Here is an 11737-nt window from a genome sequence, read left to right on the forward strand (position 1 = left end):
CTTACAATCAACACCTTGAAGTGGTAAAAAATTATGGCAAAAGTACATATAACCGATGTAGTTCTACGTGATGGTCACCAATCTCTGATTGCAACTCGCATGCGTACAGCCGACATGCTGCCCATCTGCTCAAAACTCGACTCAGTTGGCTACTGGTCACTGGAAGCCTGGGGTGGCGCAACATTTGATGCCTGCGTCCGCTATTTGCGTGAAGATCCCTGGGAGCGTCTGAAGAAATTGCGTAAGGCATTGCCTAACTCCCGCATCCAGATGCTGTTGCGTGGCCAGAACCTGCTGGGATATCGCCACTATTCCGACGATGTAGTACGTGCGTTCGTGCAGAAGTCTGCGGATAACGGCGTGGATGTGTTCCGCATTTTTGACGCCATGAACGACCTGCGCAACCTCAAGGTCTCCATTGAGTCAGTCAAGGCAGTCGGCAAACATGCGGAAGGCACGATCAGCTACACAACCAGTCCGGTACATGACATTCCCTATTTCGTCAGCCTGGCAAAAGAACTGGAAAGTTTCGGCTGCGACACCATTGCCATCAAGGATATGGCCAGCCTACTGACCCCGCAAGTCACAGGCGACCTCGTCAAGGCCTTGCGCGAGGCTGTCAGCCTGCCTATCCACTTGCATGCGCATGCGACTTCCGGCCTGGCCAGCATGTCGATCCAGCGCGCAGTCGATAACGGTGTATCCATTGTTGATGGCTGCATTTCCTCATTTGCAGAAGGTGCCAGCCTGCCGACCACGGAAAGTATCGTCGCCGCACTCAAGGGCACGGAATATGACACCGGCCTGGATATCGGCCTGCTACAGGAAATTTCTGCCTATTTCCGCGATGTACGCAAGAAATATTGGCAGTTTGAGAGTGATTTTACCGGCGTGGATACCCGCGTGCTGGTCAATCAGGTGCCAGGTGGCATGATTTCCAACCTGTCCAATCAGCTCAAGGAGCAAGGCGCCCTGGATCGTATGGATGCTGTGCTGGATGAAATCCCCCGCGTCCGTGAAGACCTTGGCTTCCCTCCGCTGGTAACGCCAACTTCACAGATCGTTGGCACTCAGGCAGTGCTGAATGTCATCACCGGTGCACGCTATAAGTCCGTGACTAACGAAGTCAAGAACTACCTACTGGGCCATTATGGCAAGGCACCTTCTGTGGTCGATGCAGAAGTACGTAGCCTGGCCGTAGGCGATGCCCAGGTGATCGACTGCCGCCCTGCTGACCTGCTGACGCCAGAAATGGACAAGTTGCGCAATGAAGTGGAAGGCCTGGTGAAGAACGAAGAAGATGTGCTGACTTATGCCATGTTCCCAGACCTGGCCAAGACCTTCCTGCAGGAGCGCAATGCCGGCACACTGAAACCCGAAGTCCTTCTGAATAAGGAAGAAGTCAGCTCCAGTGAGTCCCGCTCCCGTTTTGCGCCAAGTGAATTCAATGTCACCCTGCATGGCGAGACCTTCCATATCAAGCTCACCGGCAGTGGCCACCATGGTGAAGACCAACGTCCTTTCTATGTATCCGTTGATGGTGTGGCGGAAGAAGTGGTGGTTGAAACACTCAGCGAAATCGAGGTGTCCGGTGGTGGGCAAAGCAACGGGGATGCCAAGAAAAAATCCAGCCGTGCCAGTGGTGGCAGCAGCCGCCCTCGCCCATCACATCCTGGCTGCGTTACCACTGCCATGCCGGGCACGATTGTCGATGTCAAGGTCAAGGTCGGTGATAAGGTCAATGCCGGCGATGCCGTACTGGTGATTGAAGCCATGAAAATGGAAAACGAAATCCAGTCAGCCAAAGCCGGGGTGGTGGTAGCCATCAACGTGACCAAAGGCGACAGCGTCACTCCAGATGAAACCTTGCTGGAAATCCAGCCTGACTAGAGTTTAATCTCCAGTAACTGAAAAAGCCGGGATATCCCGGCTTTTTTCATTCTGTTTTTCATCTATTCCATGCCACAATAAAACTTTCCAATTCATTATCCACCATGCAGCCATTGATTCTTGCCTCATCCTCCCCTTATCGCAGGGAGTTACTCAGCCGCCTGCAATTACCATTCAATGTGCTGTCTCCTGATATTGATGAAACTCCTTATACGGATGAGCAGCCGGAACAGACTGCATTACGCCTGGCGCAGGCAAAAGCTTGCAAGATTGCCGAAACCCATCCGGATGCGCTGATTATTGGCTGCGATCAGGTTGCAACTCTGGACGGACTGCAGTTAGGTAAACCCATTACTCATGACAATGCCGTCAGGCAGTTATCGCTCATGCGCGGACGCAGCGTAGTGTTTCATAGTGCGCTCTGTCTTTATAATGCGGCTAATCAACAGATGCAGGCAGATGTTGTGCCTTATACTGTCACCTTTCGTGACCTAAGCGACCAGCAAATAGAAAACTATCTGCGCAAGGAACAACCTTATCAATGTGCCGGTAGCGCCAAATCCGAAGGATTAGGCATTGCAGTCATTGCCGCCATGGAAGGTAATGACCCGAACGCACTGATTGGCTTGCCATTGATTCGCCTGATAGACATGCTCTCTCACCAAGGCGTTGATGTTATCTAGGCACCTACATATAGAGGATCTCTCATGACTTTCAAACCTACACTTCTTGCCTTGGGCTTGTTAAGCGCATTCCAGGCCATGGCTGCCGACGATGAAATCCGCAGCACACTGCATGACCAGCAAAGCGTTGCAGTCACGATTTACAATGGGAACCTGGCCTTGATCAAGGATCAGCGCAAGGTCAACCTGAATACCGGCTTGAATGCACTGGCCTTGCGTGATGTCAGTGCCCAGATCCGTCCGGAGACAGCGCTGCTGCGTAGCCTGCGCGGACAGCTGCAGACATTGGAACAAAATTTCGATTACGACCTGTTGAGCCCGGAAAAACTGTTAGAGAAGTACATAGGCCAGACAGTCCAGGTGATACGTACCAACCCTGCCACAGGCGCCGAAACCATCGAGCCGGCTGAAGTGCTGGCTGTCAACAACGGCACTGTACTCCGCATGGGGAATCGTATTGAAACCGGCATTCCCGGCAGGATTGTATTCCCGGATGTACCGGAAAACCTGAGAGACCGCCCCACGCTGGTCACACAGCTTAACGCCAGACAGGCAGGCCTGCAGGATATAGAGTTAAGTTACCTGACCTCAGGCCTGAGCTGGCAGGCCGACTATGTGGCGGAACTGAGCCCGGCAGAGGATAAGCTGGATTTGTCGGGCTGGGTGACATTATCCAATACCAGCGGTACTTCTTATCGTGATGCCAAACTGCAACTGGTGGCGGGTGATGTCAATCGCGTGGTTACACCACGTCCGTCTATGCCATTGGCAGCCATGCGCAAGAATGAAATGATGGTGGCAGATGCAGCGCCTGCCATGTCTGAAGAAGCCCTGCTCGAATATCATTTGTATTCCCTTGACCGTCCAACCACACTGGCAGAAAACCAGACCAAACAAGTGGCATTGCTGAGCGCACAATCCATTCCTGTCCGCAAGGAACTGGTGCTCAGAGGGTCAAATTACTATTATCAATCCAGCCAGGGTGATCTGGGCCAGAAACTCAAGGTGGGTGTTTTCGTGGAGTTTGACAACAAGGAAAGCGCCAAGCTTGGCAAACCCCTGCCCAAAGGTGTCATGCGTGTCTACAAGCAGGATAGCCAGGGTAATGCGCAATTTGTGGGCGAAGACAGGATTGACCATACCGCGAAGAACGAAACCGTGCGCCTCAAGCTGGGAGAGTCTTTTGATGTCACCGCCAACAAAAAGCAGACAGACTTCAAGAAACTTCCCAACCCAGCCAAGGGTAATAGCCAGTTTGAAAGCGCCTATGAAATCGTCTTGAAAAACGCCAAGAAACAGCCAGCTACCGTCACCGTGGTAGAACCGATTCCCGGAGACTGGAGAATTTTGTCCCAGAACCATACAAGCAGCAAAACCAGCAGCAACACGGCCAGTTGGCAGATTGCCGTCCCGGCTGAAGGCACGGCAACACTGACCTATAGAGTGCAGGTGAGATATTGAGCAACAACGGCATCCTCTACATGCTTCCAGTCACTCTGGGAGCTGACAACCTGCAGCAGGTGCTGCCAGATGACGTCATTCAGCTGGCACAAGGCCTGGATACGTTTATCGTCGAAAACGAGAAAACAGCCCGCCGCTTTCTCAGCCTGATCAAGACACACAAACCCGTGCGTGAGCTGGCCCTGCTCCCCTTGAACGAACATACCACGGATGCAGAACTGCCAGCGCTGCTTGCACCTCTTCGCGCCGGCAAGGATGTAGGGCTGATGTCAGAAGCGGGCTGTCCAGGCATTGCCGATCCAGGTGCCCGCCTAGCCGAGCTTGCCCACAGGCAACAGATTCGCGTTGCCCCGATGACAGGCCCCTCCTCCATCCTGCTGGCCTTGATGGGCTCAGGTTTCAACGGACAACGCTTTACGTTTCTGGGGTATATCCCCAGCGACAAGCAGGCCCGCATCCAGGCACTCAAGGATCTTGAACGTCATTCCAGGCAACACCGGGAAACGCAGATTTTCATTGAAACGCCTTACCGCAACCAGCATTTGCTGGAGGATATCCTCGCGCATTGCGCAGCGGAAACTCGCTTGTGCATTGCACGTAATCTCAGCCTGCCAACAGAACTTATTATCAGCAAACCAATCCGGGAATGGAGAAAATCGGAACTACCGGAGTTGCATAAGCAACCGACTGTATTCCTGTTGCTGGCCTGAGCAGCAATATTGAGCTGGTCAGGCCAGGCTCAATACCTTCCTGACAGGCGCGTAACTACGCCTGTGGATTTCACAGGCGCCGTGCTTTGCAAGCAATTTCAGGTGCAGCGCCGTAGGATAGCCTTTGTGCCGGGCAAAATCATACTGCGGATACCGCTCATGCATTTCCAGCATTTCATGATCACGTGCCGTCTTGGCCAAGATTGAAGCAGCGGAAATTTCCTGCACCTTGCTGTCGCCCTTGACTATGCCCTGCGCCGGAATGGTGATATCAGGACAATGCAAACCATCGACCAGCACCTCGGTTGGTTGTATGGACAATTGTGCAATCGCACGTTTCATTGCCAACAGGCTGGCCTGCAGGATATTGATTTCATCGATTTCCGCAGCACTGCAGGATGCAATCGCCCAAGCCAGCGCATACTGCTTGATCTCGATTGCCAGCATATTGCGTTTTTTCTCGCTCAAGGCTTTGGAGTCTGCAAGCCCGGAAATCGGTCGTTGCGGATCCAGAATCACTGCTGCGGCATAGACTGCGCCTGCCAATGGTCCGCGCCCGGCCTCATCCACACCACAAAGAATCACTTGGCTCATTTGATAAAGGACAATACAGCCTGCGCTGCTTTTTCTTCTGTATTCTGCTGGAGAATAGTATGGATGCGGTGGAATTCCGCCTGGATATCCTCTCTTTTTGCCTTGTCATCAGCCAGCTGCAAAGTCGTGGCTGCCAGCTTTTCAGGCACAGCATCGTGTTGCAGTAGCTCAGGCACGACAAAGCGGCCAGCCAGCACGTTGGGCAATCCGACATAGGGCAAATACTTCATCCGCTTCAGTATCTGCCAGCTCAGACCAGGCATTCGATAGGTAATCACCATCGGCCGCTTGATCAATGCTGCTTCCAGGGTTGCAGTGCCTGAGGCCACAATCACCACGTCAGCCGCCTCCATTGCGCGATGGGCATGCCCGAACATGATCTGGATCGGCAATGCCTGTGCCTGATTCTTATATATCGCATGCTCGAATATCAAGCGTGTTTCCCGCGTAATGAGGGGAACCAGGAACTGGACGCCAGGCCGTTCTGCCGCGATAAGCTTCGCCGTCTTGATATAGAGATCCGCCAGTTGTTGCACTTCGCTTTGCCGGCTACCAGGCAGCATGGCAACCACCAAGCCATGTTGTGGTAGTTTCAGCTCCTCCCTGACTTTCTGCATATCAGGGTTCATGGGCAACAGGTCTGCCAGTGGATGCCCCACATAGGAAACCGGGATACCAGCCTGCTGATAGATTTCCGGTTCGAATGGGAACAACGCCAACATATGGGAGACTGCCTGTTTGATCTTCTTGATCTTACCCCGACGCCACGCCCAGATTGATGGGCTGACATAATGAATTGTGGGAATACCCTGCTGCTTCAATTCGCGTTCCAGCGTGAAATTGAAATCAGGCGCATCTATACCGATGAACACATCGGGACGCTGATCAAGAAAATACTGCGTGAGCTGCCTGCGGATTTTGAGCAGACCCGGTAGATGGCGCAAGACCTCCACATATCCGCGCACCGACAACTGCTCCATGGGAAACAGGGTTTCCGCCCCCTCAGCTATCATCTTGGGACCGGCAATACCCACGAACCTCAAGTCCGGCCGCTGTTTTTTCAGCGCCCGGATCAAGTGGCTACCCAGCAAATCGCCAGAGGCTTCTCCAGCCACAATACCGATGGTCGGCATATGACAACCTTGGTCTAGCGGACAATACCGCGTGTTGAATGATTCAGGAAGTCCACCAGAATCTTCAGTTCCGGTGCGATTTCCTGTTGCGTGGTCAATTGTTGCTTGGCTTCTTCCAGTGTCAAGCCATTGCGATACAGGGTTTTGTATGCGCGCTTGATTTGCAGAATATTCTCAGCAGAGAAGCCACGGCGCTTCAAGCCTTCCGAATTGATGCCATGAGGCTTGGCGTCATACCCGGCCGCAGTGACATATGGGGGAATGTCCTTGAATACCACGGAACCCACAGCTGTAATCACATGAGAGCCAATCTGGCAGAACTGGTGTATCAAGGTAAAACCACCGAGAATGGCATAGTCATGCACGTCCACATGCCCGGCAAGGGAGGAATTGTTCGCAAAAATCGTATGATTACCAACCATACAATCATGCGCAATATGCACATAAGCCATGATCCAGTTATGGTTGCCTATCTTGGTCGTGCCCTTATCCTGTACTGTGCCACGGTTAAAGGTACAAAACTCGCGTATGGTATTGCCATCACCGATTTCCAGTAACGTCGGCTCATCCCTGAACTTCTTGTCCTGAGGCACTTCGCCGAGAGAGGAATACTGGAATATCTGGTTATCCTTGCCGATAATGGTCGGCCCTTTGATCACAACATGACTTGCCACGCGTGTACCAGCAGCAATCTTTACGCCTGGACCGATAATACTGAATGCACCGACTTCAACACTTGAGTCCAGCTCCGCCTTCGGATCAATAATGGCGGTGGGATGTATTCTTGCCTCTGACATCAATCAATCGCCTTCAGAATACACATCATGTCGGCTTCAGCCACCACTACACCATCCACCAGGGCTTCGCCCTTGTATTTCCAGATACCGCGCAAGATACGGTCTATGCTGACCTTGAGAATCAGCTGGTCTCCAGGAGAAACCGGTTTTTTGAAGCGTACGTTATCCATACCGGCAAAATAATAGACTGACTGATCATTCGGCTTGGTGTTCATTGTCTTGAAAGACAGGATTGCCGCCGCCTGTGCCATTGCCTCAACAATAAGGACGCCGGGCATGACCGGATGATAAGGGAAGTGGCCAGGAAAGAAAGGCTCGTTGATGGTGACATTCTTCACCGCCACGATTTCTTTGTTCAACTCCAGTGAAAGCACACGATCCACCAATACAAAAGGATATCGATGCGGCAGGTAGTTCAGTATCTCATGGATATCCATGCTCGTAGTGGCTTGTTCAGTCATGGCTTTTCTCGTTTCTCAACATCAGTTTATTCATTATTTTCCCCGGCAGCTGATGCCAGCACTCCTGACAATTGCTTTTCCAGCTGCTTGACTCGCTCAGCGAGTTCCCCTAAACGCCTGATACTTGCGGCGGTCTTGAGCCACTCCTCATGTCGCTGGAATGGCATCAATGCAGTATAGGTATCTGACTTGGCCAGTGAGCGTGTAATCATACTCCCTGGCGATACTGTGACACCATCTGCAATCTCGAGATGCCCCAATATCATGGCAGCACCTCCAATACGACACTGGCGTCCCAGCACAGCACTTCCTGCGATACCGACACAACCCGCAATCACGGAATGTGCTCCGATACGGCAATTGTGTCCAATCTGGACCAGGTTATCGATCTTGCATCCATCCTCGATCACCGTATCATCAATCGCACCACGGTCGACGGTGGTATTGGCACCAATATCCACATCATTGCCGATGCGCACACGACCAACCTGCGGAATTTTCACCCAGCGCCCATTATCCGGCGCGTAACCAAACCCATCGCCGCCAATGACACTGCTGGAAAAAATCGTACAACGCTCGCCAATACAGCAGTGATGGTAGATCACCACATTGGCATGCAGCACAGAGCCGGCGCCGATCTCGACGCCATCACCGACGAAACAGCCCGGATAAAGGACGACGTTCTCACCGAGCACAACATCACGGCCAATCACCACATTTGCCATGATGGTACAGCTTGCTGGGATGCTGGCATTAGCCGCAATGCTGGCTGTTTTATCCGCACCTGCAGCATATTGCGGTAGCGGGTTCAGCAGGTCGGAAACCCGGGCAAAATAAGCGTAAGGGTTATCCGTAACAATCCGCGGCAACTCCGTGGCATCCTGATGCTCCGGCTTCAATATAACCGCACTTGCCTGGGTACCGGCAAGCACAGAGAAATATCTGGAATCTGTCAGAAAACTGATTTGCCCGGCCTGGGCATTGACCAGCGAAGCAACCCGTGAAACCAGGATATCCTCCTGCCCCACTACTTCGCCCCCCAATCTGGATACAATCTCCCGCAGTGAGTAGGACGTGCTCATGAACGGTTACTGAGCTTACTTCTTGCCAAGTGACTTCAATACCTTGTCAGTGATATCGATCTTCTTGTTGGCATAGGCCACGCCACTGTATACCACCAGGTCATAGCCTTCTGCTTCAGACACTGAGGAAACTGCCTTATTGATCTTGTCCTGCAATACACCTAACTCTTCGTTCTTGCGCAGATTGACATCTTCACGTAATTCACGCTGCTTACGCTGGAACTCGATTTTGAGGTTGGATGCATCGCGCTCCTTGTTACGGCGATCTGCTTCCGACATGGTCAGACTGTCTTTTTCCAGTGCAGTTTCAAGATCACGGATCTGTTTCTGCAACTTGTCCAGTTCAGTAGTACGTGGACCAAATTCCTTTTCAAGCTTCTTGCCACTTTCAGCGGTTTGCGGGGCTTCCTGCAGGATCTTGTCAACCTGTACATAGCCGATTTTCAACTCAGCTGCCTGTGTACTCACTGCAAAAGATATAGCACTTGCCACCAACAGACTTTTCAACAACTTATTCAATTGACTTTCTCCTGAAATTCAAGCGTTTGTTTCAATAATTTTAATTCACTATAAGGATTTAGTGAAATCAGAACTGTTGTCCCATCTGGAATTGCAACATCTGGGTACGGTCACCATCCTGCTTGTTGAGAGGCTTGGCCAATACCAGTTTAATCGGCCCGAATGGAGACAACCAGCTTACTCCCACCCCGGTGGAATAGCGAATATCACTCAAGCTTGTAGAATAATCCTTTCCATATGCATCGATACCGTCACCTGCAATCGAACCGGCATCAATGAAGGTACTCAAACGCAAGGAGTTATTGTCTTTCATGCCAGGAATCGGGAAATACAATTCTGCATTTGCCAGCATGCGCTTGGTACCGCCGGCAGCAAAGTCACTATAGGTTCCATTCGTATCGTAAATACGCGGACCAATCGAGCTTTGTTCATAACCACGCACCGAGTTCACACCACCGGCATAGAAGTTCTTGAAGAATGGGAAATCCTTGTCACCATAGTTATTGCCATAACCAATTTCGCCATTAAGCATCAAGGTTACATGCTTGCTGATATCCTTGTACCAGGCATGCTTGTATTCCAGTTTGTAGTACTGCAAATCCAGGCCAGGCAAGGAAACTTCAGAGCTGATACGTTGCAATACCCCGCGATTCGGGAACATGATGTTGTCACGCGTGTCATGCGTCCATGCGAGATTGACAAACCATGAGCTGTTGCTACAACTATTCTGATCTTCTGCAGCGCTGCAATAACGCTTGAATTGCGGTGGACTATTAGTGCTCAGCTCCACGTCAGTATAGTCGAACGTCAGGCCGGCACTGATAAAGTCACGTTCATTCAGCGGCATGCCGAAGTTCACACCTGCACCATATGAGGATGTCTTGTAGTCACCCGTATTCAGGTAGGTCGTATCCACTTTACGATGGTAAAGATTGAAACCACGGCTGATACCATCCGGCGTGAAATAAGGATCCGTATAGCTCAAGGAATACACGGTATTGATCCGACCAGTATTCACCTGAGCAGCAACACGGTTACCAGTGCCCAGGAAGTTGTTCTGGTTGATGGTCACACCCAGCACAACACCTTCATAGCTGGATAGACCGGCACCAAACATGACGCTACCAGTGGAGCGTTCCGTTACATTAATGTTGAGGTCAACCTGGTCGTTGGTGCCAGGCACAGCCGGTGTTTCCACATTGACATCAGAGAAGAACTGAAGGCGCTCAAGACGCTGCTTGGAACGCTCAATCTTGTCCGCACCATACCAAGCAGATTCCAGCTGACGCATTTCACGGCGCAATACTTCATCGCGGGTACGTGTATTACCTGTCAGGTTGATACGACGCACATACACCCGACGGCCCGGATCAATATAGAAGGTAAATGCAACGGTATGCTTGTCCTTATCCACCTCGGGAATGGCATTGACGTTGGAAAATGCATAGCCATCGTTGCCCAGGCGGTCATTGAGCGCCTTGCTCGACTCGGTCACGCTCTGGCGATTGAAAATATCGCCGGGCGCTACAGAAATCAAATTACGTGCCTCAGCTTCCGGCAGCAGCATCTCGCCTGCCAGCTTGACATCAGTCACGGTGTATTTTTCGCCCTCGGTGACGTTGATCGTAATATAAATATCACGCTTGTCAGGAGTAATGGATACCTGGGTAGAGTCCACGTTGAACTCGAGGTACCCCTGATTCATATAAAACGAACGCAATGCCTCAAGGTCAGCGGTCAGTTTCTGTCTTGAATACTGGTCGTTCTTGTTCCACCAGGTCAACCAGTTAGGTGTAGTAAGGGTCAGTTTTTCCAGCAACTCGTCCTGCGTGAAGTCCTTACTACCCACAATGTTGATATTGCGGATTTTGGAGACGGCACCTTCCTCAATATCAAAACGCACTGCCACCCGGTTTCTTTCCAGCGGTGTCACGGATGTTTTGACAGAGGCACTGTATTTACCTTGTGCCAGGTACTGACGCTTGATTTCCTGTTCTGCACGATCAAGCATGGATTGATCAAAAATCAATCCCTCCGCCAGGCCGATCTGCTTCAGACCTTCCTTCATCTTGTCGGTAGGAAACGACTTGTTGCCATTGAAGACCAGTTGCGCAATGGCAGAACGTTCCTGTACCAGAACCACAAGCACACCACCATCAGACTCGATCCGCACATCCTTGAAAAAACCGGTCCCGTAAAGCGACTTGATTGCCTGCGTCGCCTTTTCCTCTGTCATGGTGTCGCCGACACGCACTGGTAGATAATTAAATACTGTGCCCGCCTCGGTTCTCTGCAACCCCTCCACACGGATATCTTTCACGACAAAAGACTCTTGTGCCAATGCTGAAGTGGAATACAGTGCCAGGATGAGCAGCGGAATTTGTTTAAGCTTCATGCCAAACTTCAT

Annotated in this window: 11 protein-coding genes; 4 read left to right on the plus strand and 7 right to left on the minus strand. The window is 51.5% G+C overall.

The annotated features are described in order from the left end of the window. Positions 1 to 33 precede the first annotated feature (33 nt). The 4 genes from oadA (at position 34) to CHB59_RS06965 (ending at position 4744) form a co-directional block, all read left to right on the plus strand. On the plus strand, positions 34 to 1890 hold the full coding sequence (oadA, locus tag CHB59_RS06950) for a sodium-extruding oxaloacetate decarboxylase subunit alpha (RefSeq protein WP_089375508.1): 1857 nt from the start codon (positions 34 to 36) through the stop codon (positions 1888 to 1890). Between the two features lie 104 nt (positions 1891 to 1994). Then, positions 1995 to 2573 carry a Maf family nucleotide pyrophosphatase gene (locus CHB59_RS06955; RefSeq protein ID WP_089375509.1) on the plus strand — a complete coding sequence of 193 codons (579 nt, stop codon included), beginning with the start codon at positions 1995 to 1997 and terminating at the stop codon, positions 2571 to 2573. Positions 2574 to 2597: 24 nt separating this feature from the next. Next, positions 2598 to 4034 (plus strand): DUF4139 domain-containing protein, encoded by a 1437-nt coding sequence (locus CHB59_RS06960; protein WP_089375510.1) that lies wholly within the window; start codon positions 2598 to 2600, stop codon positions 4032 to 4034. A gap of 20 nt (positions 4035 to 4054) precedes the next feature. After that, the gene (locus CHB59_RS06965; RefSeq protein WP_089375623.1) at positions 4055 to 4744 is read left to right on the plus strand and encodes an SAM-dependent methyltransferase; all 690 of its coding nucleotides are present in this window, start codon (positions 4055 to 4057) and stop codon (positions 4742 to 4744) included. Between the two features lie 18 nt (positions 4745 to 4762). On the opposite strand, the gene rnhB is transcribed toward CHB59_RS06965, so the two are convergent. The 7 genes from rnhB to bamA all read right to left on the minus strand — a co-directional run bounded on the left by rnhB (position 4763) and on the right by bamA (position 11725). Next, entirely contained in the window at positions 4763 to 5338 is a 576-nt protein-coding gene (gene rnhB / locus CHB59_RS06970) for a ribonuclease HII (protein ID WP_089375511.1), read from the minus strand. Then, on the minus strand, positions 5335 to 6471 hold the full coding sequence (lpxB, locus tag CHB59_RS06975; protein WP_089375512.1) for a lipid-A-disaccharide synthase: 1137 nt from the start codon (positions 6469 to 6471) through the stop codon (positions 5335 to 5337). Before lpxB ends, rnhB begins: the two co-directional genes overlap by 4 nt. 14 nt (positions 6472 to 6485) lie before the next feature. Continuing rightward, positions 6486 to 7268 carry an acyl-ACP--UDP-N-acetylglucosamine O-acyltransferase gene (lpxA, locus tag CHB59_RS06980; RefSeq protein WP_089375513.1) on the minus strand — a complete coding sequence of 261 codons (783 nt, stop codon included), beginning with the start codon at positions 7266 to 7268 and terminating at the stop codon, positions 6486 to 6488. Continuing rightward, entirely contained in the window at positions 7268 to 7729 is a 462-nt protein-coding gene (fabZ, locus tag CHB59_RS06985) for a 3-hydroxyacyl-ACP dehydratase FabZ (RefSeq protein WP_089375514.1), read from the minus strand. The genes lpxA and fabZ overlap by 1 nt, the downstream gene beginning before the upstream one ends. Before the next feature lie 26 nt (positions 7730 to 7755). Next, positions 7756 to 8811, minus strand: a complete 1056-nt coding sequence (gene lpxD / locus CHB59_RS06990; RefSeq protein ID WP_089375515.1) for a UDP-3-O-(3-hydroxymyristoyl)glucosamine N-acyltransferase — start codon at positions 8809 to 8811, stop codon at positions 7756 to 7758. Positions 8812 to 8826: 15 nt separating this feature from the next. Continuing rightward, entirely contained in the window at positions 8827 to 9330 is a 504-nt protein-coding gene (locus CHB59_RS06995) for an OmpH/Skp family outer membrane protein (protein ID WP_179212102.1), read from the minus strand. A gap of 67 nt (positions 9331 to 9397) precedes the next feature. Beyond that, the gene (gene bamA / locus CHB59_RS07000; protein WP_425435868.1) at positions 9398 to 11725 is read right to left on the minus strand and encodes an outer membrane protein assembly factor BamA; all 2328 of its coding nucleotides are present in this window, start codon (positions 11723 to 11725) and stop codon (positions 9398 to 9400) included. Positions 11726 to 11737: the final 12 nt, after the last annotated feature.

The sequence above is a fragment of the Methylobacillus rhizosphaerae genome, from assembly GCF_900187985.1.
Classification (GTDB): Bacteria; Pseudomonadota; Gammaproteobacteria; order Burkholderiales; family Methylophilaceae; genus Methylobacillus; species Methylobacillus rhizosphaerae.